We start from the raw sequence: 22,835 nt of genomic DNA, 5'->3' as shown, positions 1-22,835 counted from the left end.
GGTTTGTTACAGGTTATTTAAGTTAATATCTTTTTTTACCAGGTAGATGCGTTCGGTTTTCAGCTCATCTACAATACGGACATCATCTCCATATTTTAAAGGTTTCCCATCTACACTTTTAACGGGCAATCGGATAACATCCGAATTAATTTTAAGCTCTACAGAACCGATATTTTGATCCTGAATGGTAGAACGCATTTTAGCAACGCGACCTAAAAAATCAAGTCTTTCTTCGCCACTGTAGCCTACATTTTTATACAGTTTTACCAGCGGTATTGTTACATAATGCATCAGGAAAAAGGTTAGCAGGAATACAGGAATCAAGATAAAAACCGATTTCCACCCATAAGAGGCGAGGTTAAAGGTTAAAGACGAAATTATCGTAATGATCCACCCTATAAATTTAAAAAGCGTTACAATGACCATTAGGGGGGCCTTCCCCATATTAATATAATCCATTGTTTTTCCTATAAATGAGGGTTCCATAGGCTGGTCTGTCTCCAAGTCCATACCAGCATCCAAATCCTGAATATCAGCCCCGTCGAAATTAGCATCCACATTAACGTCGCCAAAGTCAAAACCATCGCCCATTAACATGCTAAACAACCAGTACAACAGCGATAGTCCTGTTAATAATGTCATAATCGCATTCGGAAGCGGATTAAAAAGAATATGGATAATTTCTGTCATGGTAATAACGCGTTAATAAGGTCTTTTAAATGTATAGAATACCGTATGTCTGGCATACTGCATTACATAAACAGATACCAGCTCCCAGCCCTGCTGTCCGAGGCTGCTTAACTCAGCGTCTATTTTTTTTGTGTCTAAGATATTACCGAAAAAGCCTCCAGGTCTTATCTTTATAGTTTTATATTCAAATTTTTTCATGGCTTTAGTCCTAATTGCTTTTTTAATTGTTCAAGTTCTTGTTTCGTATTTTGGTTACGTGCTTCAGAATTTATTGGGTCAGTATCGGCTAATCGTTGCGTAAGGGCAACTTCCCGGTAAGCCTCGCCCATAGCATCATCAGATGCTGCTTTAGCCTTTAGCTTTTCCAGCATCTCAATTGTACTGTTACTCGCTATATTTGCCATTTGCTTATTTGCAAACTCAGCTGCTGAATTCACTTTTTCTTTGGCTTTTAAAGTTGTCAATTCTTTTTCCCATTTGGAAATATTGCGCGTTAATATATCTATAGATGCCGCAATTTCCTTAGCCGTATGGGCATGTTTTTCGGTTTCTGCATTCAATAATTTCAAATCATCAAGGATATCTTTTTTCCGACGCAAAGCCTCCATCGCCAAATGCTCAGCCTGCTCCATATCCAACTCCTGTTTTGGTATTTTTTCCAATGCTATTCGCGCTTTATCTTCATAATCTTGGGCTTCTATTTTTTTTGATTGTATAAGGTTTTCATTTCGAATAACCTGCGCACGGCTCTGTATATAGCCCTCCTCGGTTTCCCGTAATTGTTTTTTCATATCCTTAATACCTTGCTCGGTAAGGTGTATAGGATCCTCCATCTTGTCGACCAAGGCATGAATCTCCGCCTGGCCAATCTTTAAAAGTCTTTTAAAAATATTCATAACATATTATTGTTTAGAAAATTGTATTAACTGTTGAGCGTATTCATTAAGCAATAGTGAGAGGGAATTGATAGCCGCATCAAACTCGTTTTGATCCAAATTATGAATCTGTACGGTATAGCGAAATATTACACGTTTGCCATCCTCTGTTAGTGCAAAGCCACCATGTATGATATCGCGGTTTTTCACTAATAGCGCCTTTAATATGTTCAGGTCATCAGCCTGAAGACTAAAAAGGTACTGCTCAAATATCAATACCGGCGGACTAACGCCAATTATTAAATTCCGTATTCCCTCTGTTTCACTCTCTACCACGAAGAAACCTTCCGTTTCATTTTTACTTTTAATGGTAAAATCCAGGTCAATTATAAATTTTTCTACCTTATTAAAGTGCATTGGCTAATAAATTTATATATTTGCTTATAATGTTAGCATAAATATAATGAATGCAAAAATATTTTGCAAAATAAATTTTATATTTTTTTAATATGAGTCAGATTGGGATTAATATAAAGAAGCTAAGAAAGGTCAAGAGTTTAAGTCAACAAGCATTTGCTGACCTATTTAACCTGAGTAGAGGGAATATATCCTCCTATGAAGAATTTCGGGCTGAGCCTCGTATTGAAGTAGTTTTGCAAATTGCAAAATATTTTAGCATACCCGTTGCCGAGCTGCTTGAAAAGCAACTTACGGTAAACGAAATTCTTAATTTTGAAGATCATTTTTTCGAAGATCAGCCGGCGAAGAATAGCAACACCCTTACTGCAATTCCCTTTATAGGTAGAGAGCTGTTCCAGCAAGAAAAGGTAAATTGGTTAGCCATGGATCAGTTTCCACAGATTTTTTTACCCACCCTTACGAAGCATAAGTTAATAGCCTTAGAAAATGTAAGCTACATCGCTAGGCCCAACTTTTTCCCTTTTCCGGAAAATAGTATTTTATTTTTTGAACAGGTGCAGGTAGATATTCTGCATACCCTAGATCAACATTTTGGTTTTTACCAAAATGGAGAGGAGTTTTTTTTCGGCAAATACCTGGTAGCGGAAAAAAAGATTGAATTTGTTTTAAACGACTGGAAAAAAGTAAGATTTGATTTGCCAGAGGCCGAATGTTTTTGGAAATTATATGGCTCCTTTGAAAGGAAAGATAATTTGGTCTATTAATTGATGAGTACAATCGTATGATAAAAAATAACAGATATCAAGGTTTTACTCTCCTCCGCTCCATGCTACCGATGCTGCCGATGCTGCTCGCAGTGGCTTGTAATTCTGGAGCAAAGCAACAGCACAGTAGTGCAGGTATTGATTCTACAAGGGGATCACTTTTCGAAGAACAAAAGGTATTGGATACAACGGTGGTAACCCGCGACGGTAATACCCCATTTACCGAGAAATATGTTATTAGCAGAACGGAAGTTGCGCTAAAACAAGCACCATCAATGCAGGCCAAAACGATGGAAAAAGCCCATTACGGAGATAGTTTTGAGGTTATTGAAGATTTGGGGGAATGGCTTGCTGTGTGGAGTAAAGAGCGTTATCCCTTTGCTGGCGAGCATGACGGCAAGCCTCGTGTCGTTACTGCATCCCGAAAAATATTTATTCCTAAGGCTGCTGTTGGTGGCAGAAGCGCGTTGAAATTGTATGTAGAGGATGCTAAAATTGTGACAACAGTAACACCCGAGGGTAGAAAGTCGCGTTATGAGGAGCAAGGCTTTCCCTTGTCAGAATATTTAGATATAACACTTATTACTGCAAACGATTACCGCGTAAAAAAGGCCGAACGCTATGAGGCTCTTTTGTTAGATACAGTAGATCATCCTAAAGTTGATGGTAAACTTGTATTAAAAACAAAGGCTAAGGAATTGATTTTTAACGATAGTCCGCCCGAAGCAGAAGAGACAAGAGCAGATTATTGTTACATAGGGCAGATCCCTGCATTAGAAAGTTATGTGGTTTCCGGCAACTATTATGAGTCGTCCGACTATAAGCTAATCGATAAAAATACAGGTAAAACACAGGTAGAGCTTGAAGATTACCCCCTATTGTCTCCAGACGGAAAACACCTGTTATCTTTTCACGCTGACCCCTATGAAATGACCGAAGAGGTAGCAATATACAGTATCCAAGGGGCTAAAATTTCAAAGGTAGTATCTCTTTCTTTTAAACATTGGATGGGTAGTGTTACAAGGGGGGATGTTTTCTTTTCAAAAGATGGTGCAATATACCTACCCGTAGCTTACAATAAAATATACTGGTCGGAAGATGGCCATATTGATTCCGCAAAACAATTTATGAAAGTTACACTTCTTAAATAAGTGATCTACTGCGATTAGCGCTATACCCGATAAACATAACTACCTACAGTCGTTTTAGTATAGCGCTAAGCATTCCGTTAAAATTCCAATTTTAAGAAACGTGCTGTTTCGCTGTTTTTTTGTTTAATAAGGTCCTCCGGTGTTCCGGCAAACATCAGCTGTCCACCATTGTTTCCCCCTTCAGGCCCCATATCAATCACCCAGTCGGCAACCTTCACTACATCCAGGTTATGTTCAATAATTAACACCGTATTTCCGCGATCTACGAGGCGGTTTATAACGCCAAGGAGAACGTTTACATCCTCAAAATGTAAACCCGTTGTCGGTTCGTCTAAAATATAAAAAGTATTTCCCGTATCTTTTTTAGAAAGCTCGGTAGCAAGTTTCACACGTTGAGCTTCTCCACCAGAGAGCGTAGTTGAAGACTGTCCGAGTGTGATATAGCCTAAACCAACATCTTGTAAGGTTTTTATTTTGCGATAAATAGAAGGTATATTCTCGAAGAAATCAACCGCTTCGTCGATGCTCATATTCAAAACATCGGAAATCGACTTACCGCGGTAGCGTACTTCCAAGGTCTCCCGCGTATACCTTTTGCCATGACAGCTTTCGCACGGTACTTGTACGTCGGGTAGGAAGTTCATTTCTATCAGTTTCATTCCCGCACCCTGGCACGTTTCACAACGCCCACCTTTAACATTAAAAGAGAACTGTCCCGGTTTATAGCCTCTGATTTTCGCCTCGGGAAGCTGAACAAATAAGGTACGTATATCCGAGAAAACACCTGTATAGGTCGACGGGTTGGACCGTGGTGTTCGCCCAATAGGGCTCTGATCGATTTCGATAACCTTATCGATATTTTTTAAACCATCAATACGTTTATAGGGCATTGGTGTAGCTTTGGCCCTGAAAAAGTGCTGGTTTAGAATGGGGTATAAGGTACCCGTAATTAGACTGGATTTACCCGATCCGGACACCCCGGTAACCAGAATAAGTTTGCCCAAAGGGAAATCAACCGATACATTTTTAAGATTATTGCCATTGGCACCTTTTAGCGACAGCGTATGGCCATTACCTTTTCTGCGTGCAGCAGGTACTGCTACAGTTTTCTCCCCGTTTAAGTAAGCTGCAGTTAGAGATTTTGCGTTTAAAATATCCTTAGGTGTACCTTCTGCGACCACTGTACCGCCATTCACACCGGCTGCTGGCCCCATATCGATTACATAATCGGCATTTAAGATCATGTCTTTATCGTGTTCTACGACCAGTACAGAATTGCCGATATCGCGCAGGTTTTTCAGTGATTTTATCAGGCGCTCATTATCACGCTGATGCAGCCCGATGCTAGGTTCGTCGAGAATGTATAACACATTAACCAGTTGCGACCCAATTTGTGTCGCCAAACGAATACGTTGAGCTTCACCACCCGACAAGGTTTTTGACGAGCGGTTTAGGGTAAGGTAATTTAGGCCTACATCCAGCAGAAACCCTAAACGAGTACGTATTTCTTTTAATATTTCTGTGCCGATTAGTTTTTGGCGTTCGTCTAAGCGCGATTCTAAATTTTCTAACCAACTGCTCAGCGAAGCGATGTCCATTGCCGACAGTTCGGCAATATTTTTGCCATCCACCAAGAAATGTAAGGACTCCTGCTTTAGCCTTGCACCTTTACAAGAAGGGCAGATAACCTTGGTGCGGAAGTCTTCCAAGGCAGGGGCATCCTCATTTTGTTTTCCAGTTTGTTCTTCCAACATTTTAAATATCCCCGAAAAACTAACGCGATATTCTCGCGCTCCATAGGAGCCATAGGATACGGTAAGCGATACCGGTTCGTCGGCACCGAAAAGAAGAATATCAACCTGCGCCTCGGTCAGTTTTTCAATCGGCGTTGTAAGGCTGAATTCAAACTTATGGGCCACAGCTTTTAGTACCGCAGCATTCCACGATTCCTTAAGTGCACCCAATGGTACAATACCTCCCTTTTGAATGCTTAATTTTCTATCTGGTATTACGGTATTCTTATCGATTTCAAAAATATAACCTAAGCCATCACACTTTGGGCATGCTCCATAGGGCGAATTAAAGGAAAAGGTGTTTGGCTGTGGCTCATCGTAGGAGATTCCAGATTCAGCATCCATAAGATAACGGCTGAAAAACTGTTCCTTGCTGTTGTCTCTATTCGCGATTTTTATAATGCCTTTAGCAGTTTTCATCGCTTGTAATACCGATGTATAGAGGCGCTTACGGTCTTCTTCCGTCACTTTTACACGATCAACTACGGTTTCGATATCGTGAATCTTGTATCGGTCTACCTGCATTTTAGGCTCAAGATCTAAAATTTCTCCATCTACCCTTACTTTCGTATACCCTTGCTTGCGGATTTGCTCAAACAGTTCTCTATAATGCCCCTTACGCCCTTTTACAATAGGTGCGAGGATGTAAATATAATCTTCCTTAAAGTCGGCCAGTATGCGGTCTACAATTTGATCTTCCGACATACGTTGCATTCTTTTACCTGTTACAAAGGAATAAGCCTCGCTGGCACGCGCGTATAGTAGACGCAGGAAGTCATAAATCTCGGTGATGGTGCCTACTGTAGATCTCGGGTTTTTGCTTGTAGTTTTTTGTTCTATCGATATTACAGGGCTTAAACCTGCAATTTTATCGACATCAGGGCGCTCCAAGCCTCCCAAAAACTGGCGGCTGTAAGCCGAGAATGTTTCCATATATCGACGCTGCCCCTCGGCATAGATGGTGTCAAATGCTAGCGATGATTTTCCCGAGCCACTTAAGCCGGTTATGACCACTAACTCATTTCTTGGGAAAGAAACATCTATGTTTTTTAGGTTATGCACCCGAGCACCAAATACCTCTACAGCACTTTGATCTACTAAATCTACCGCTTTTTTCTTTGACATTAGAACATTAATTTTTTGCAACTTGCAAAGTTAAAAAATATTTAGTTAATAAGCTGTAGCTTATGGGCTGTAGCGCTCCCGCAATGCGGCTGTTTTTTTGCGTACGGATAACGTTAAAAAGTTTATAATCTATTGATTTTTTAAAAAAAATTTTTACTTTGTCTATTAATCCAATATGAATTGTGAAAAAAATTGAGCTTAGCAAACAAGATAAAGAAGTCGTAGAAGAGGCGCTTTCGCATTGGCAGGAGCAGGGCATGCTTACGGAGGAGAAGGTTACAGCGCTTCTGCAAAATATCGATGAGCGTAGCTTTGAGTGGAAAGTATTGGCGAGATATGCTTTTTGGGTGGCTTTGGCATCTTTAATTTTCTCTGTTATTTCACTTTTCGCCGACGATATGTTGGTGAGTTTTATTGAACGTTTTTACCAGACGCCAAACATAGTATTCTGTTTAGTCTTCGCAGCTGTAGCCATTCTATTTTTTATTCTTGGTTTCCGACAAAAAGGTTTATATCCGGAGAAGACCTTTTCCAATGAAACATTGATGCTGGCAGGAGCATGCGCTACTGCGGCAAGTATTGGTTTTTTAGGGCAGGTAATAGATCGTAATACCCATTATTTTTCCATATTATTCTTTATGTCGGTTTTGGTATACGCGATATTGGCAGTTAAGCTAAGGTCTAAACTGCTATGGATTTTTATGCTCGTTGCCTTGGGTATATGGTTTGCAACGGAAACAGCGATGCATAGCAATTGGGGTTGGAAGTTTTGGGGGATGAATTTTCCGCTGCGATTTACAATTTTTGGTGCCTTGCTAACACTTGCTGCCGCTGAGGTGCAACCCAGGGTCACGTTGTTGATGCCATTTCAATCGACGAGTTTTGTGATCGGTTTGTTGTATACCATGATTGCACTGTGGTGTCTTTCCATCTTTGGCAATTATAGCGAGCTTGAATCATGGGCCGTTATTCCGCAGATCGAGATTTTTCATTGGGGATTATTGGCCATTGTGGTTTCGTTGGGACTGACGATTTATGGTCTGAAAGTGAAAAATAGCACTGCACGGGATATAGGTTTTGTGTTTTTCTTATTGAACTTATATACACGGTTTGTTGAATATTTATGGGATAGTATAAATCGAACCCTATTTTTCTTGATTTTAGCACTATCCTTTTGGTTGGTTGGAAGATGGTCGGAAAGAATATGGAAAAAACAAACAAATAAGGATTAAGGTAAAAAACGTTACAAATAAATTCTTCTCTTTTCGGGATTAACGCAGGTTGCTCCGCTAAATAGGTATGAAAAACAACCTAAACGTTATTAATAAGTATAATTTGTGCTTACCATGCCAACACCAGCAGCAGCAAACAGATATATTACGGAATTTAAAAAAAGGAGCTCGACACTATATCGAGCTCCTTATTGAATATACGAACCTTTTTGGCTGATCCAGTTCAGCACGTTTATTTTAATTAATCTTGATGCTATAGGTAATATCTACACCACCAGCAGCAAGCATATCGTGAACAGAGCAGTATTTTTTTACGGCTAATTCGGCTGCTTTTTGGGCTTTAACTTCATCGATATCTCCTTTTAACAGGAAGTCGATATGGATATTGGTGAAAATATTAGGAACCTCTTCTCTTCTTTTTCCAGCAACTTCTACCTGGATATCAACAATTTCTTGACGTTGTTTCTGTAGGATGGAAATAAGATCTAAAACACTGCACGAACCCAATGCCATTAACACCAGTTCCATCGGCCGTACACCTTTACCTTCTCCGCCAATTGCCGGAGTACCATCAATATTAACTTTAACATCAGTCAGCTGACTTGAACCTTCAAAATGAACAGCTTTATTTACGCGGGATAGGGATATTTTCATATATGCAAATGTAAAAAAGTTTTAAGTAATACGTACGTCATAAGTGTTTGGTCTGTAGGATTAGGTGTACATCTACAGACCAAACAGGTAGTTACGGCAATTTTACACCTCTGTATTTGCTGGCATCGACTTTTTCGATGCGGCTGCCATATTTCGCATTGATAGCTTCAATAAAGACATTAGCCGTTATTGCATTTCCTAGTGGTGTAAGGTGAATACCATCCAAGGAGAAGGCATTGCCCGATATAAATTTAGCACTAATAGGGATGCCGTTATAGTTATAACCAAATTTTACTTTATGTAAAAATGCAGACATATCTGCCAAAGCTAAACCTTTGCTTTCTGCGGTAGACTTGATAAATGTATTAAATTCGTCTGTTCGTTGTTGTACCAATTTAGCTTCCTCCGTATCGAGTACAAATCTATCTTCAACGGCATTTCTAGGGTCTAAACCATAAGGTCTGCCCTCGCTGTTGGGAACGCCCAGCAGTCCTTCTGATAAGAAGGGTAGAACAAACATATCCTGGTCTGTTGCAGGGCGGACTCCCGCTTTTGTGTTGATATAAATATCCGTAACGGCGGTTGGCACTTTAGCATTTACTGCCGCCAATAGCGCCTGCCGTGTCACGGTGGTAAAATGTGGAATACTGGTAACATCAGGAATGGTTCCTAAGATACCTTTTTGTCCTTTTTCTGTAAGGCGGTTTACCAAATCAGCGTACATCTTCTGGAAGACAGGTAAGGTAGTGAGCGTGGCTGTGCCGTCGAGCTTCAATACCCCGCCGTTGGTCGCGAAACCTAGGATATCGTTGCCACCAATCCAACATGTAAAAAAGGTGTGGTTACGATTGGATACAAAATCCAGGTAGCTTTTTTTGCCCACCTCAGCATCCGGTAGTAACCTCTCAAAGAACATATTAGCCGCACTTACCAAAGGTACTTGCGAATGGTCAACACGGATTCCCGGTACCCCCAGGTTTTGAATATCGTCGGTATTTTTGAGTAAATGATTTTTCTCGGCATCTGTATACGCTGTTTTGTCGGTTACAAATTCCGTTACCGGACTACCGTTTACCAGGGCCTTTAACCGGAGATAACCCGATCCATTTTCCTGTGCTTTGGGAAACCATGGTGATTTAAATTCGCCCGCACCAACCCCCTTCATTTTATCGGCGATAAGATTGGGGAAGGCTGCTTGCTGTCCTTCTAAATAAAGGCCACCATCCGCATATCCAGCAGAAAGTGAGTTTCCTACGGCGATGACTTTGCTGAAGTCTGCAGTAGCCGACTTCTCTGCTGTCCAACTGTCAAATTCTGGTTTACAGGATACCACCAATGCCATGGCGGCAAGTCCGATATATAGTTTGGTATTTATGTTCAAATTTTTCATAACGATTACCATTTATAGGTTAAAGAAATGCCAGGGGCGTGAATATTGGTCTTATAAGCACCCGCTAGTCCGGTAGGAGCACTCGTTACTGTACGTTCCATAATACGTTGGAAGGCATAGGAGCCCGTTAAATCCCATTTCTCGGATATGTTATACGTAAAACCTCCAGCAAGCATATAACGGTTGTTGTCTGGCGTTTCTGGCGACACATATTCTCCTCTAACAGGCGATACAATATACCCCGCACCGGCTCTAAGATGAAACTTATCCGTTGGTTTGTAGTTTATACCCAATTTTCCAGAAAATGCATTGTCATAATTCTTTGGCGTATGGGTGTCTTGTAGCAAAGGTGTGTTTTCATCGTACTTGAATGCCAGTTCCTTATAAATATCATACCCGATAAAGGTTGCATCTGCTGCGATATCTATTTTCTCGCTTAGCGGAAATGAAATACCTAGATTTAAGGACGATGGCAAAGGAAGTTCGGCACTAAAAGTGGTGTTGGGGAAGCTGCCCGCTAAGGCCTCAGGCACGGTAAATGTTGCTTTTCCGTCGGTTAGCTTCGGAACCACCTTGGACCGGTAGCTTAATGATATTGCAAATTCGTTTTCTAAGTTATAATGTACACCAATATTGTAACCTGTTGCGGTACCTGTACCTTTAAGTTCTGCGCGACCTGCCGTACCATCTTGGAAATATACAGGGAGCGATCGGGAAAGGTCCACCGGCCCTATAGCATAGACAAAACCTCCACCAATACCGAAATTATCGGTAAGTTTTATACTTAAAGTAGGTTGAATGTATATCGCCCGCATGGTTAGGTGGTTGAGCTCAAATTTTCCTGGCCAATTGGTGCCCCAGTCTACTGCACCACCAAAGGGCGTGTAAATACCAATACCCGCTTTCCACCAGGTGTCCTTGGGGCCGAATGTTGCAAATACTGAAAATGGCGGACTGACCTGAAACTTCGTGTTATACTGTTCACTGCCGTTAATTTCTCGAAATGCGGAGCGGTACATAATCGCAGAACCGCCAATGGAGATTGCATTATGTTTCATCTTTACCAATGCCCCAGGGTTATAAAATATACTGGATTCGTCTACAAATAATGCAGAACCAGCGCCGGCCATGCCGACTGCTTTTAGCCCTTGTGTGTTAACTTGGGATCCTTGAGCCCATAACAATAGTGGAGCTGCCGATAGGAGGGTGAGTAGTAACTTTTTCATACAATTGTTCGGTTAGCTTATAATGGTATAATTACAATGCTAACATAGTATTTATTTTCCGTAAAAAATAATTTTTTAATAATTAAGATGTGTTAAAAGGTTTTTTTTTGGTTATCTTCAAGGCTTAAAATATACAATCAAATGAGTCAAATAACATTTAAAGGTACAATTGTTACGAGTAAAGGTAGTTTACCTGCTGTAGGCACGGCAGCACCAGATTTTTCACTTACAGGAGGCGATTTGTCACAAAAGTCTTTATCGAATTATAAAGGAAAGAAAGTTGTTTTAAATATTTTCCCAAGTATTGATACCGGCACCTGCGCAGCGTCGGTACGCCACTTTAACCAGTCGGCAGCGGCATTAGATAATACGGTAGTATTATGTATTTCTAGAGACTTACCTTTTGCACAAGCCCGTTTTTGTGCTGCAGAAGGTTTGAGCAACGTGGAGACCTTATCAGAATATAAGGATGCAAATTTTTCGGATGCTTATGGCGTTCGATTTGTTGACGGGCCTTTGGAGGGTTTATTAAGCCGCGCTGTTGTGGTAATCGATGAAGCAGGGCATGTGGTGTATACCGAGCAGGTTGCTGAAACAGCCGATGAACCTAATTATGAGGCTGCTTTAGCGGCCTTATAAGAAGCATAAATAAAGCTCTTTACTGTAATACTTAAAAAAGAATTACCGAAAAATTTAGTCATAATCAATATTATCCATATTTTTGGATAATATTGTATTATGACATCACCTATTGCTAAAAAAGTAGCGCTGATTACGGGTATTACCGGTCAGGATGGAGCTTACTTAGCCGAATTTTTATTACGCAAGGGCTACCTTGTGCATGGAATTAAACGAAGAACTTCGCTTTTTAATACGGAGCGTATTGATCATTTATACCAGGATCCACATTTTAATAATCGTGATTTTATTTTGCATTATGGTGATCTGACGGATTCTACCAATTTAATACGTATTATTCAAGAAGTACAACCCGATGAAATATATAACCTTGGTGCTCAATCGCATGTAAAGGTAAGTTTTGATAATCCAGAGTATACAGCAAACACAGATGCTTTAGGACCATTGCGTATTTTAGAAGCGGTACGTTTATTGGGGCTTGTGGAGAAAACACGCATTTATCAGGCCTCTACCTCCGAATTGTACGGTTTGGTACAAGAGGTGCCACAGTCTGAGCGCACAGCCTTTTATCCACGTAGTCCATATGCCGTTGCCAAAATGTATGGTTATTGGATTACCGTAAATTATAGGGAAGCTTATGGCATGTATGCCTGCAATGGGATTTTGTTTAATCATGAGAGCCCTGTTCGGGGCGAAACCTTTGTGACACGTAAAATCAGTAGAGCCGTTGCCCGTATAGCTCTGGGGCTACAGGGAAAGGTATTTTTAGGAAATCTATCGGCACAGCGCGACTGGGGGCATGCCAAAGATTACGTGGAGGCGATGTGGTTGATGTTACAACAAGATACACCGGAGGATTTTGTTATTGCAACGGGTGAAATGACTACCGTTCGTGATTTTGTACGCCTTTGTTTTGCTGAGTTGGGTATTGAGGTTGAGTTTAGCGGTAAGGGCGAAGCTGAAAAAGGGGTTATTATCCATGTTGATGTGGATCGCTTAGCTTCCTTAAATATTGATGCTGAGCATATAAAGTTAGGACAAACGGTGGTGAAGGTCGATCCACGCTATTTTAGACCTACTGAAGTAGAACAGCTGCAGGGGGATGCTTCTAAGGCGTTTGAAAAATTAGGCTGGAAACCAAAATATACTATTACCACCTTAGTACAAGATATGGTACTTTCCGATTTGCAACTCATGCGTAAAGAGTGTTATTTGAAAGCAGGCGGTTTTGATACGTTGAACTATTTTGAATAATTTTTTGGAATAATTTTTGTTTAAAGCTTGTTGCACATTTATGCAGCGCTATAGGCGTATATTTAATTTAATCGAGAGTATAAGTAATAATGGAAATTAAGCGTTCAACAACGGATAAGATAGCGTCTCACGAAAAGAAAGATAATTCTAAGATTTATTTTTTCGTAATTGCTATTGCAGCCCTCTTATTGACAAATGTGTATTTTTATATAAAATTTAAGTCCTCAGGCGAAAAGTTATATACAGTAGCATTACAAAAAGAAAACTTACAAATAGAAATTGATCGTATTGAAGCCGAATTAGATAATATTAAGCAGAATAAAACCGAGGTTATGCCTGCGGCATGGGTCGAAGATGAAGCGGCAGCACGGAAGGCTATTTCTGATTTACGTACAGATTTAGATAGATCCAATATTTCGGATAAAAGTTTGCAGGAGGCTCGCGATAAGGTTCAAGGATTAAAGAGTAATGTCTTTTCCCTTAAAAATGAGTTAAACGAGCTGCGCTTGCAAAACGAGATTCTTTCGCGTGAAAATAGTAAGCTCAATACTTCGGTACAGGAAAAGGATTCTCAGCTTAAGGTGCTTAAAGAGAGTAATACCGCATTAACGGAAAAGGTGGATGTGGCCTCTTCTATAAAGGTATCCAGTATATTTGTGAACGGGGTTGATCGAAATCGTAAAGGTGAATTGGAGCTTGAAACAAAAGCCAAACGTATCCAGGACTTACAAATCCGGTTTACTATAGCCGATAATCCATTAGCAAAAGAAGGTTCGAAAGATGTATTTATACGGATTATAAATCCACAAGGCAATTTAATTGCTGAGAGCGCTAATGTATTTTATGTGCATGGCGATAAATTGCAGTTTACTAAAAAAGAGACTATAAATTTCACAAATAAAGGCGAGGAATATCAGTTCCTATGGCGAGATAAAGATAAATTTCAAAAAGGTGCTTATACCGTATTATTATACGCTGATGATGCCATCATGGGAAGATCTAGTATTATTTTAAAATAAAGACTGCATTCTCGTCGGTTAGCTAAAATTATTTATAAGCGATACTGTATTAAATTACATGATCGCTTTTTTTGTGCCTGTTTACCGCCATAGACTTTTGATAATTGATTGTAGTTGGGGCGCTGTGCTTAAGTATAGGTAATGCTTTTTATGGTACTTATACCCGCATTGCTATCAACAAAAGGAGCCGGCCTATGGGCAAGGGGGAAAGGGTAGGAAAAAAAATGGGCTTATCCTAATTTTGGATAAGCCCATTTTTTATGGTCCATATGTGAACAACATAAAGAGATATTGTTAATTATCGTAGTTTTCCTTTTTCGGAAAAACCAGGGACGCAATTACACTGAGGACTAAAATACCGATTATGATAACCAGGGAATGCGTTGTCGTAAAACCCCAAGCCTTCAGATAATCGTGTAAAAGCATTTTCACACCAATAAATACCAATAAGAAAGCTAATCCTACTTTCAGGTAATGGAATTTATGGATAATATTCACTAAAAGGAAAAACATGGATCGCAGTCCTAAAATTGCAAATATATTGGAGAAGAATACAATATAAGGATCTTTAGTGATGGAAAATATTGCTGGAATGGAATCCACAGCAAAAATAAGATCCGTAAATTCTATGACCAATAACACCAAAAATAGCGGTGTAATATAACGTACACCATCCTCAACATGAAAAAATTTTCCGCCATCTGTTTTTGATGTAACCTTAAAGTACTTCGATGCAAATCGAACTACAGGATGATTTTCAGGATCTACTTCTTCATCTTTATTGCGGTTTAGGTACATATTTATACCGGTGTATATTAAAAAAGCACCAAAAACATAGAGTATCCATGCGAACTTAGTTATCAAAGCGGCCCCGATAAAAATAAAAAGACAGCGTAGGATAATAGCCCCCAAAATACCCCAAACCAATACCTTATGGTAATGTTTCTCCGGAATACCGAAAGAAGAAAATAAAAGCACCATAACAAAGATATTGTCTACAGAGAGTGCATACTCTACGACATAGCCTGTAAGATATTCCAGGGTAAGATTCCTGTTATAGGCCTGTATACTCGCAGGTAAGTCGTTGGCCACGATTTTAACATCATGGAAATGTTTAGCGATTACCTCCTGCAGGCGAGCAAAATCGTGTATGTCGTGCAATTGGTTACCCCAGAAATATAAGATTAATGCAAAGCCTAAGGCAAACAATACCCATATACTCGACATAATCGCAGCTGTTTTAAGACTTACAGGTTTGTCGGATTTACTGAATAGACCCAAGTCTATGGCCAGCATAAGGATAATGAAGAGGATAAAGCCTCCAAAAAAAAGAATTTCATGGCTCATAGTATAGGTTTATTTATTTCTTTCTGTTGTAAATTTAACCAATTGTTGTAATCCTGTATTATACGCATTATCCGGGAATTCTTTTAAAATATCAAAAGCCTCCTGTTGATAAGCCATCATTTTTTTTGTGGCATAATCTAGGCCACCACTGCTACGAACGAAGTTAATCACTTCACGTACCTTTTCCGGATCCTCATTATTATTTTTAATCAGGTTTATAATACGGCGTTTTTCCGATTTTGTGGTCTGATTAAGGGCATAAATCAACGGCAGTGTCATCTTTTTCTCTTTGATATCATTTCCTACAGGTTTCCCCACATCATCCATACCAAAGTCAAACAAATCATCTTTTATCTGAAAAGCTAATCCCACTTTTTCACCAAAAAGGTGCATTTTTGCAATGGTTTGTGGATCTGCTTTAACCGAACATGCGCCACTGGCACAGCAGGAAGCAATTAAAGATGCTGTTTTTTTACGTATTATTTCGTAGTAAATATCTTCCTGAATATCTAATTTACGTGCTTTTTCAATCTGCAATAATTCTCCTTCACTCATTTGTTCTACCGCCTCGGAGACAATTTTCAGCAAATCATGTTCATTATTGTGCACAGATAAAAGAAGCCCCTTAGACAGCAGGAAATCGCCGACCAAGACAGCGACTTTATTTTTCCATAAAGCGTTTATAGAGAAAAAGCCACGGCGTTCATTGGCGTCGTCAACCACATCGTCGTGTACGAGGGATGCGGTATGCAGTAATTCAACCAAAGACGCTCCACGGTAAGTAGACTCGTTGATTTGCCCACATAGGCCTGCAGCAAAAAATACAAACATAGGGCGCATTTGCTTACCTTTTTGTTTGTATAGATACTGCGTAATAATATCTAATAACGGCACTGAGCTTTGCATAGACTGCTTAAATTTGGCTTCAAATGCCGTAAGTTCAGTGGCGATAGGTTTTTGTATTTCTTTTAGACTTAGCATGAATAAATGGTACTTCCTTACAATGCATCAGCATGCATGCAAATTAATGAAAAATAAACTTACATTGGTTCAATTGTTGCCTCTAGCTGGGCATACCATTCTGATCCATACTCCCTGATTAAGGGGTCTTTTAAAAATTTGTATACGGGAACCTGTAATTCTTTACCAAAAGAACAAGCATCTTTACAAATATGCCAACGGTCGTAATGTAAGACGTCAAATTCTGGGTAATGGGTTGTACGTATTGGGTACAAGTGGCATGAGATTGGTTTTTTCCAGTTTACTTCCCCCAGCTCATACGCTTTTTCAATGGCACATTTCGTAATTCCATTTTCCCAGGTTACATAGGCACATTCTTTATTTCCATCTACACAGGTTGTAGTCAAATCGCCATCGCCATCGATAACATACTTACCCTGTTCTTCAATTGCCTGAATGCCTTTTTCCGTCATATAAGGCTTTACTGCGGGATAAATTTCCTCCAATATGGCCTTCTCCGACTCTAACAACGGAGCACCAGAATCGCCTTCAATACAGCATATTCCTTTACATTTGGATAAATTGCAGACAAAATCATTATTAATGATATCCTCATGCACTAAAACGTTCCCAACTTCAATCATGTATTTTTTATTTAGAATAACTTACTTTTTTTCCGAGTTCATATTTTAATCCTTCGGCTTTAACCAATTCCATCGTAATCGAACCAATTAGAATTTCTACCTGCGCCTTCACCGGTATCCGGTTACCATCATTGGTCACCCAAAGATACAACTTCGAGTCTTTTTTAAATATCCTTCCAGGTTTTATCTCAGGACTTAATTTTATACAGTTCAGGGTTCCTAGACTTGTTTTAATATCTTCAGTGCCTACATATGTAACTTTAAACTCGCCGATTTCATCGTTCAGAAAATAGGTAAGTTTAAAAGAATCGTCTACCTTTAAAGAAGACAAATCCAAGTTTCGCGAGAAATAATAGGCCGACAGCAAATCGAATGTCTGGGGGTTTTTACTCTTAAAGCTGCCTTTCGCGCCATTAACGGTCTGTGCTTTATGGTCGAATGTAGCATATTCTTTCCGTGTATACTTCCCTTCTTTAATATCTTCCAGGTATAAATAAGGCTGGTATGTATTTCCATCGATATACGAATCGTATTTATTTTTTACCGTATAGAAAATAGAAAATGCACTAGACGTTTGTCCGAAGGCATTTAGGTGATAGACATTTTTATTTGAGAATTGTAACTGCGATTTGTTAACCGATAATACACCCGTTGCAGCAGAAATAACCCCATATCGAAGTTTGTAGGTCAATTTTTCACCTTCTTTAAATGTGGGTTCCTTAAGATAAGCTAGGCTCTGCGCCGATAGGCTGTTGAGGCATAACATTAGTACAAATAATACAAGGTAGTTTTTTCTCATAATAGTTTAGGCTGGATTATAATTAGACGATATTAATTTTTGCGTTTAAATACAGGCACTGTAGAACAAGGTTCACCGTACATTATACTCTTGGCTACAGCAGATAACCTGCTGGTAAACGCTACAAAAGCCTGTTCAGGCACAAATATATCCCCACAACCTTTTACCACAATACGTTCGTCTTGGTACTGCATAAAGTCTATAGCCTGTATGGCTTGAACATACAACTGTGTTAAAACCTCCTCTTTCGTACCAAAGTGTATCCCTGCGGCAAATGGCGCTAAACGGTTGGCCAGGAGCATATAGGCCCAAGTAGGTACTATGGCCTCTGTGGAGCAGGTGATGGCGATCTGTTTACCGGTATACTGCGACCAGTCATGGTCCTTAACAAAATCTCTAAAATCCTTTTCTTTTAAGATAAGACCGTGAAAAAGATTATCTTTTATATCGTAAACTTGAATTTCTTCTTGTGGATAATACTTTGCTAAGTCCACGGTTATTAAGCCACTCTGTGCTACTTTATTAACAAAATTTTCTTGAATATCCATACTGTAAAAATAAAAAAAGCCGGACACATATTTGTGTCCGGCTTTAAAATTAACGATAATATATTAATAAAATCTAATTCGATTGTCATCAATGTTTGCATTATCCTGAAGAGCTTTAAAGATAGAGCCCCAAGTACGTTGCTGTTTAGCCGTTAACAATTGTTTTTGCTGGTTCTTACGCTCCGAGTCTACCATTTCTTTAGGGTTAACAAAGCTTTCTACCTGCACCGCATAAATACCTTGGCTACCCTCGATGCTTTTCGATGGTTTGTTTGGCTGTAAACCAAATATAGTACCGATAACAGCGCTTTCTAAAGCTACACCAGGGATTACAGGGTTAGCTAAAACAATGTTTTCAACCTGGATTGCAGGTTTACCAACTTTCTGTGCGATCTGCTCAATGGAAGATGCCCCTTGGATTGCATTGTTCATCTTCTCTTTTAACATACGCGCTTTCACCATATTTCTTACGCCTGTTTCGATTTCCGATTTAACAGCTTCTAAGGGTTGAATGCCTTTCGCATGAACAGCTGTTAGTTTTGCAATAATAAAACTATTCTCTGTTTCGTAAACTTTGTCGGAAACTTCACCATTTTTAGCTTCAAATAACCAACGTACCAACTCTCTAGGAACCTCCACACCATTTACAGTATTGTCCATTGCCTGGATTCTATTTGAGTGCTGTAGGTTTAATTGCTGTTGTTTAGCATTTTCAGCAAAGTTGGCTGCTGTAGATCCGGTAAAAAATGCGTTAGCCTTGTTATAGGCTGCATCTGTAGTTTCTTTACCCGCAGCAATTGTTTTATCTACAATGGCAACTTTAACTAATTTAGAGTTACCAACTTGTTTTTCAATTTTTAACACGTGAACACCAAACTGCGATTCCACCACTACGATATCGCCGGGTTTACCACCGAATGCTGCCTCCTCAAAAGGTCCTACCATCTGGCCACGTGCGAAAGTACCCAATTCACCGCCATTATTTTTACTACCAGGGTCTTGGCTATATTCTACCGCTAAAGCAGCGAAGCTTGCACCTTTAGCTAGTAAACCTTTAATCGAATCCGCTTTAGCCTTCGCCTTTACAACACCACCTTCAGCAGCCGCATTTAATAAGATATGGCTAGCTTTAACAGAGTCCGGGCTATATTTGGCGTTAATAACTTTCGCAATCTCGTAGGTGCCATTGGATAGGAATGGGCCTACCGTAGTACCATTAGCCGCATTGAAAATTACCGAATCTAAAGCAGGGCTTACCTGTCCTTTTTTGATGTATGTTACCGGATATTTAGTATCCGAATTTACGGAAGCAAATAGGGAATCATTTGTCGACGCGATTAATTCATTTTTTAAATGTTGAATAGCCGTCAACGCTGCTGTCGAATCCTTAGCAGTAGGTCTAGCATCTACGACCACAAGATCAGCAGCACGTATTTCTTCCTGGTTTTTAAATGAATTTTTGTGCTTATCGTAATATTCTTTATAATCAGCATCGGTTAATTTAATTTCCGAATCATTTACAGAAGAATAGTCTAATAACACATATTTAAAGTTTGCTAATTTATTTTTAGCGGTATAATCTTCCTGAGCTTCTAAAGCCGTTACATAAACAGCTGCACTCACCAGGTTCGCATACTTTTCGGTAAGACGTTGGTTTGCTACACCCTCTAACATCGCATTCCATTGATCGGCAATCTGGCTATTTCCATTTTTTGCTTCTTGGATAACTTGCGACAAATAATTACGGTCGAATTGTCCTGTCTGTGGATTGGTAAATGTTTGGATAATCTGTTGGGAAGGATTTGGACCTGTAATAAGATCGTTCAATTCTTTACTACCCACAATAATACCAATTTTTTTAATCTCTGCTGCGATTAATTCCTTAGAGATAAATTGGTTCCATACCTGTTGTACCGCAAAGTTTTTTATTTGAGGTGTCTCTGCTCCACCCATTTGTTGTTGGTACATGGCTGTAGTTTGATCTACCTGGGCGTTAAAACTTTGGTAGTCAATAGATTCGCCGTTTACGCTGCCCACCTCATTCTGTTTCTTTGCAAAAAAAGGCATTCCGGACTTAATGATGTCCCCTAATAAAAATGCCACGATTGCTAAACCGATAACGAATAATACTAATCCGGCACGATTACGCAAATTCCCCATTAATCCCATATTCTCGTTTTGTATTTATGTGTTTTATAGTTATTTAATTGACTTTTCTTTAACAAAGGCGCAAGATACAACTTTTATAAAAAAAAGTATAAACTTTTATATGCTAAATCGTAGTTATTTACAGCTGTCTTTCGACATATTTACTATTGTGCAAACGATGGAAATTGACTGTTGTTTGATGGGATATAAAATCCGGTCATATTCTCGCCATTAATATGCTGAAAATTATTGTCCGACGTAAACGAGGTAGCCTGTAATTTACCACGTGCATCTTTAAAATCGAATGTTATAGGCACTGTATTATAGTATTTCTTGTTTTTTTCGTCGTAAAACAGCTCCTCAGATTTGATAACAGCGCCATCTGTTCGTGTTACGACAACATTTTTCCGGAACTCAATTAAACCATCAGGCCCATGCTGCATGGCATAATCCGAGCGAATGCGTTGCGTTTCCTGCACCTTATCATCATAGAAAATAATTAATACACCCTTTGGGAATTCGCTATTCGTGTTACGGTTTCCGGTAGTATCGTGGTGAATACGCATTTCAGGTCCTGTAAGCTGTCCTTTAACTTTTGCGGAGTCACTAAATATAACTTTAACATTTTTGGAGATATCCACCGCTTCCTCCTTTTTCATGTTTTCAAATTTACTCACCTCGCGCAGGTCATTTTCACAGGAACAGAGCCAAAAAGCCCCTATTGAAATGAATAACAATAGGGGTGTAGATTTTAGTAGGGTACTGTTTTTATTAATCATAACCACGTCTCAAAAACCATGTGTCATTAATTGTAAAACCAATATTAAGGTTAATATAGCGCTCGCGCACTAAATTATTAGATAAGCTACCCTGCTGGCCAAATTCTGCCGAGATATTAATTCTAGAAAATGTTCTACCAAAGTTAGTTTCTGGCATTGGTAAGCCAAGCCCTACGGTTACAGCCATATCATTGATCTTATTGTCTTGGAATCGCACCTGTGTTTGGTTGTATCTGAAACCCAAACGGTAGTCTACAACATTCCAATATTTCACGGATGTAGGATCAGGTTTAAATTGCCCACCAATAGCACCTCCAATATTTTTACCCAACTGCGGTTGCCCTTGTCGAGGCTGGAAATTAGACCAGTCGGCATATTTAAAGTCGGCACCTACCATCCAATTATAACCCTTGGATAGTGTAAAACCTACATTATGTTTTAATGGAAGATTTATTTTTCTTGGATCTTTATTGGCTATAAAAACCGTATCACGTGCTACGTTTTCGATATCATTATTAATAGCACCATCCGTTCTGGTTCTGGTGATGGTTGTGGTACTTTTTATGGTATTGTTTAAGGAACCCGAATACCCTAAAGTAAGGTTCAATTTGTTGCCCAAGGATTTGGAATACTGTGCACCATAGTCTACCGTAACGCCATTGATTTCACGCGTTTCATTGCTACTTGAACGCAGCATACTCAAATCATTTGGGAAGCTAATGGTCGAAATATCTTTCAACTCCCCGAAAATTAACCCCACGTTAGCACCAATACTCAGACCCTTAAAAGGCGAAACACCATAACCAACAAAGGCTTTGTTGGTGCCACCTTCACCATAACTCATTCTCTGGTTTACAATGTTATTGGAAACGGTATTTTCTACAGAACGGTAACCAATATCGGAGTAAGGCATTAAACCAAAAGCCACACCGCCAGCTTTATTTAACGGAATACCGATAGCGAAATGAGAGAATGCAAAATCTGCTGTATTATCTTTAATGCCACCCTTTGCCAACTGTGTAGTATTGCCGTATAAACCGGCCTCCAAAATGGTGCGCGAAAATGCGGTGTAACTAGCAGGGTTGAAGATATTTAATGTGGCTAATCCCGATTGAAATCTTACCCCTGTTGCAATGCCGCCCATAGCCCGCGTTTGTGGTAACAAATCTTCACGCATTTGCCCTATACCAAACTGCGAGTAAGGAGAATTGGACGTAGTTTTTTGCGCATTAGCTTGTAAGGCGGTCAGGAATATCCCTGCACTAAATATAAATTTTAAAGTCTTACTAACTTTTAAACCTTTCGATTGTCTATGCATATAATTTGTTAAACTCCGCTTCGGATCTATAATTTTATGAATTAGGTCAATGTATTACTG

The 22,835-nt window shown here is 39.5% G+C and carries 22 protein-coding genes; 6 read left to right on the top strand and 16 right to left on the bottom strand.

Annotated features, from left to right (window positions below):
- Positions 1-6: 6 nt before the first annotated feature.
- The 4 genes from ACL9RF_RS09935 to ACL9RF_RS09920 are packed head-to-tail and all read right to left on the bottom strand — an operon-like array spanning position 7 to position 1,982.
- Positions 7-690 carry a hypothetical protein gene (locus ACL9RF_RS09935; protein ID WP_422800472.1) on the bottom strand — a complete coding sequence of 228 codons (684 nt, stop codon included), beginning with the start codon at positions 688-690 and terminating at the stop codon, positions 7-9.
- Positions 691-702: 12 nt separating this feature from the next.
- Complete coding sequence (locus ACL9RF_RS09930; protein WP_422800471.1) at positions 703-888, bottom strand: DUF4177 domain-containing protein; 186 nt, start codon at positions 886-888, stop codon at positions 703-705.
- Entirely contained in the window at positions 885-1,586 is a 702-nt protein-coding gene (locus tag ACL9RF_RS09925; protein ID WP_422800470.1) for a PspA/IM30 family protein, read from the bottom strand. The genes ACL9RF_RS09930 and ACL9RF_RS09925 overlap by 4 nt, the downstream gene beginning before the upstream one ends.
- Positions 1,587-1,592: 6 nt before the next feature.
- Positions 1,593-1,982: a molecular chaperone Tir gene (locus ACL9RF_RS09920; RefSeq protein WP_422800469.1), complete on the bottom strand. Its 390-nt coding sequence runs from the start codon at positions 1,980-1,982 to the stop codon at positions 1,593-1,595.
- Positions 1,983-2,074: 92 nt separating this feature from the next.
- Here ACL9RF_RS09920 and ACL9RF_RS09915 point away from each other — a divergent pair, with 92 nt between their 5' ends.
- Together ACL9RF_RS09915 and ACL9RF_RS09910 are read left to right on the top strand one after the other, a co-directional pair.
- Positions 2,075-2,749 (top strand): helix-turn-helix domain-containing protein, encoded by a 675-nt coding sequence (locus ACL9RF_RS09915; protein WP_422800468.1) that lies wholly within the window; start codon positions 2,075-2,077, stop codon positions 2,747-2,749.
- 17 nt (positions 2,750-2,766) lie between these two features.
- Positions 2,767-3,900 carry a hypothetical protein gene (locus ACL9RF_RS09910; protein WP_422800467.1) on the top strand — a complete coding sequence of 378 codons (1,134 nt, stop codon included), beginning with the start codon at positions 2,767-2,769 and terminating at the stop codon, positions 3,898-3,900.
- 77 nt (positions 3,901-3,977) lie between these two features.
- Here ACL9RF_RS09910 and uvrA read toward each other — a convergent pair whose 3' ends face one another.
- Complete coding sequence (gene uvrA / locus ACL9RF_RS09905) at positions 3,978-6,818, bottom strand: excinuclease ABC subunit UvrA (RefSeq protein ID WP_422800466.1); 2,841 nt, start codon at positions 6,816-6,818, stop codon at positions 3,978-3,980.
- A gap of 182 nt (positions 6,819-7,000) precedes the next feature.
- Here uvrA and ACL9RF_RS09900 point away from each other — a divergent pair, with 182 nt between their 5' ends.
- Positions 7,001-8,050: a DUF2157 domain-containing protein gene (locus tag ACL9RF_RS09900; RefSeq protein ID WP_422800465.1), complete on the top strand. Its 1,050-nt coding sequence runs from the start codon at positions 7,001-7,003 to the stop codon at positions 8,048-8,050.
- A gap of 237 nt (positions 8,051-8,287) precedes the next feature.
- Here ACL9RF_RS09900 and ACL9RF_RS09895 read toward each other — a convergent pair whose 3' ends face one another.
- The 3 genes from ACL9RF_RS09895 to ACL9RF_RS09885 form a co-directional block, all read right to left on the bottom strand.
- Positions 8,288-8,704, bottom strand: a complete 417-nt coding sequence (locus ACL9RF_RS09895) for an OsmC family protein (RefSeq protein WP_422800464.1) — start codon at positions 8,702-8,704, stop codon at positions 8,288-8,290.
- A 91-nt stretch (positions 8,705-8,795) separates the two neighbouring features.
- Complete coding sequence (locus tag ACL9RF_RS09890) at positions 8,796-10,094, bottom strand: SGNH/GDSL hydrolase family protein (RefSeq protein ID WP_422800463.1); 1,299 nt, start codon at positions 10,092-10,094, stop codon at positions 8,796-8,798.
- Positions 10,095-10,099: 5 nt separating this feature from the next.
- Positions 10,100-11,320 (bottom strand): OmpP1/FadL family transporter, encoded by a 1,221-nt coding sequence (locus ACL9RF_RS09885; protein WP_422800462.1) that lies wholly within the window; start codon positions 11,318-11,320, stop codon positions 10,100-10,102.
- Between the two features lie 141 nt (positions 11,321-11,461).
- Here ACL9RF_RS09885 and tpx point away from each other — a divergent pair, with 141 nt between their 5' ends.
- The 3 genes from tpx (at position 11,462) to ACL9RF_RS09870 (ending at position 14,232) form a co-directional block, all read left to right on the top strand.
- Positions 11,462-11,959 (top strand): thiol peroxidase, encoded by a 498-nt coding sequence (tpx, locus tag ACL9RF_RS09880; protein WP_422800461.1) that lies wholly within the window; start codon positions 11,462-11,464, stop codon positions 11,957-11,959.
- Between the two features lie 99 nt (positions 11,960-12,058).
- A complete protein-coding gene (gmd, locus tag ACL9RF_RS09875) occupies positions 12,059-13,213 on the top strand; it encodes a GDP-mannose 4,6-dehydratase (protein WP_422800460.1) in 1,155 nt (384 codons plus the stop codon).
- Positions 13,214-13,302: 89 nt separating this feature from the next.
- Positions 13,303-14,232, top strand: coding sequence for a hypothetical protein (locus ACL9RF_RS09870; protein WP_422800459.1), 930 nt, complete (start codon positions 13,303-13,305; stop codon positions 14,230-14,232).
- 294 nt (positions 14,233-14,526) lie between these two features.
- Here the strand turns inward: ACL9RF_RS09870 and ACL9RF_RS09865 are convergent, their stop codons facing one another.
- The 8 genes from ACL9RF_RS09865 to ACL9RF_RS09830 form a co-directional block, all read right to left on the bottom strand.
- Positions 14,527-15,579 carry a TerC family protein gene (locus tag ACL9RF_RS09865; RefSeq protein WP_422800458.1) on the bottom strand — a complete coding sequence of 351 codons (1,053 nt, stop codon included), beginning with the start codon at positions 15,577-15,579 and terminating at the stop codon, positions 14,527-14,529.
- Between the two features lie 9 nt (positions 15,580-15,588).
- Positions 15,589-16,560, bottom strand: coding sequence for a polyprenyl synthetase family protein (locus ACL9RF_RS09860; RefSeq protein WP_422800457.1), 972 nt, complete (start codon positions 16,558-16,560; stop codon positions 15,589-15,591).
- A gap of 59 nt (positions 16,561-16,619) precedes the next feature.
- On the bottom strand, positions 16,620-17,183 hold the full coding sequence (locus ACL9RF_RS09855) for a DUF3109 family protein (RefSeq protein ID WP_422800456.1): 564 nt from the start codon (positions 17,181-17,183) through the stop codon (positions 16,620-16,622).
- A gap of 7 nt (positions 17,184-17,190) precedes the next feature.
- The gene (locus tag ACL9RF_RS09850) at positions 17,191-17,982 is read right to left on the bottom strand and encodes a DUF3108 domain-containing protein (protein ID WP_422800455.1); all 792 of its coding nucleotides are present in this window, start codon (positions 17,980-17,982) and stop codon (positions 17,191-17,193) included.
- Positions 17,983-18,014: 32 nt separating this feature from the next.
- On the bottom strand, positions 18,015-18,530 hold the full coding sequence (locus ACL9RF_RS09845; protein WP_422800454.1) for a DUF2480 family protein: 516 nt from the start codon (positions 18,528-18,530) through the stop codon (positions 18,015-18,017).
- Positions 18,531-18,593: 63 nt separating this feature from the next.
- Positions 18,594-20,699: a SurA N-terminal domain-containing protein gene (locus tag ACL9RF_RS09840; RefSeq protein WP_422800453.1), complete on the bottom strand. Its 2,106-nt coding sequence runs from the start codon at positions 20,697-20,699 to the stop codon at positions 18,594-18,596.
- Positions 20,700-20,842: 143 nt separating this feature from the next.
- Positions 20,843-21,457, bottom strand: a complete 615-nt coding sequence (gene lptC, locus ACL9RF_RS09835) for an LPS export ABC transporter periplasmic protein LptC (protein WP_422800452.1) — start codon at positions 21,455-21,457, stop codon at positions 20,843-20,845.
- Positions 21,450-22,775, bottom strand: coding sequence for a hypothetical protein (locus ACL9RF_RS09830; protein WP_422800451.1), 1,326 nt, complete (start codon positions 22,773-22,775; stop codon positions 21,450-21,452). The genes lptC and ACL9RF_RS09830 overlap by 8 nt, the downstream gene beginning before the upstream one ends.
- Between the last annotated feature and the right edge of the window lie 60 nt (positions 22,776-22,835).

This window comes from Sphingobacterium sp. Mn56C, from assembly GCF_049319645.1.
GTDB lineage: Bacteria > Bacteroidota > Bacteroidia > Sphingobacteriales > Sphingobacteriaceae > Sphingobacterium.
This window is presented reverse-complemented; position numbering and strand designations above follow the sequence as displayed.

What these genes read in the sequence shown, in the direction of transcription:
- ACL9RF_RS09935 (WP_422800472.1), bottom strand. Translation starts at nt 690, where the DNA reads ATGACAGAAATTATCCATATTCTTTTTAATCCGCTTCCGAATGCGATT.
- ACL9RF_RS09930 (WP_422800471.1), bottom strand. Translation starts at nt 888, where the DNA reads ATGAAAAAATTTGAATATAAAACTATAAAGATAAGACCTGGAGGCTTT.
- ACL9RF_RS09925 (WP_422800470.1), bottom strand. Translation starts at nt 1,586, where the DNA reads ATGAATATTTTTAAAAGACTTTTAAAGATTGGCCAGGCGGAGATTCAT.
- ACL9RF_RS09920 (WP_422800469.1), bottom strand. Translation starts at nt 1,982, where the DNA reads ATGCACTTTAATAAGGTAGAAAAATTTATAATTGACCTGGATTTTACC.
- ACL9RF_RS09915 (WP_422800468.1), top strand. Translation starts at nt 2,075, where the DNA reads ATGAGTCAGATTGGGATTAATATAAAGAAGCTAAGAAAGGTCAAGAGT.
- ACL9RF_RS09910 (WP_422800467.1), top strand. Translation starts at nt 2,767, where the DNA reads ATGATAAAAAATAACAGATATCAAGGTTTTACTCTCCTCCGCTCCATG.
- uvrA (WP_422800466.1), bottom strand. Translation starts at nt 6,818, where the DNA reads ATGTCAAAGAAAAAAGCGGTAGATTTAGTAGATCAAAGTGCTGTAGAG.
- ACL9RF_RS09895 (WP_422800464.1), bottom strand. Translation starts at nt 8,704, where the DNA reads ATGAAAATATCCCTATCCCGCGTAAATAAAGCTGTTCATTTTGAAGGT.
- ACL9RF_RS09890 (WP_422800463.1), bottom strand. Translation starts at nt 10,094, where the DNA reads ATGAAAAATTTGAACATAAATACCAAACTATATATCGGACTTGCCGCC.
- ACL9RF_RS09885 (WP_422800462.1), bottom strand. Translation starts at nt 11,320, where the DNA reads ATGAAAAAGTTACTACTCACCCTCCTATCGGCAGCTCCACTATTGTTA.
- tpx (WP_422800461.1), top strand. Translation starts at nt 11,462, where the DNA reads ATGAGTCAAATAACATTTAAAGGTACAATTGTTACGAGTAAAGGTAGT.
- gmd (WP_422800460.1), top strand. Translation starts at nt 12,059, where the DNA reads ATGACATCACCTATTGCTAAAAAAGTAGCGCTGATTACGGGTATTACC.
- ACL9RF_RS09870 (WP_422800459.1), top strand. Translation starts at nt 13,303, where the DNA reads ATGGAAATTAAGCGTTCAACAACGGATAAGATAGCGTCTCACGAAAAG.
- ACL9RF_RS09865 (WP_422800458.1), bottom strand. Translation starts at nt 15,579, where the DNA reads ATGAGCCATGAAATTCTTTTTTTTGGAGGCTTTATCCTCTTCATTATC.
- ACL9RF_RS09860 (WP_422800457.1), bottom strand. Translation starts at nt 16,560, where the DNA reads ATGCTAAGTCTAAAAGAAATACAAAAACCTATCGCCACTGAACTTACG.
- ACL9RF_RS09855 (WP_422800456.1), bottom strand. Translation starts at nt 17,183, where the DNA reads ATGATTGAAGTTGGGAACGTTTTAGTGCATGAGGATATCATTAATAAT.
- ACL9RF_RS09850 (WP_422800455.1), bottom strand. Translation starts at nt 17,982, where the DNA reads ATGAGAAAAAACTACCTTGTATTATTTGTACTAATGTTATGCCTCAAC.
- ACL9RF_RS09845 (WP_422800454.1), bottom strand. Translation starts at nt 18,530, where the DNA reads ATGGATATTCAAGAAAATTTTGTTAATAAAGTAGCACAGAGTGGCTTA.
- ACL9RF_RS09840 (WP_422800453.1), bottom strand. Translation starts at nt 20,699, where the DNA reads ATGGGATTAATGGGGAATTTGCGTAATCGTGCCGGATTAGTATTATTC.
- lptC (WP_422800452.1), bottom strand. Translation starts at nt 21,457, where the DNA reads ATGATTAATAAAAACAGTACCCTACTAAAATCTACACCCCTATTGTTA.
- ACL9RF_RS09830 (WP_422800451.1), bottom strand. Translation starts at nt 22,775, where the DNA reads ATGCATAGACAATCGAAAGGTTTAAAAGTTAGTAAGACTTTAAAATTT.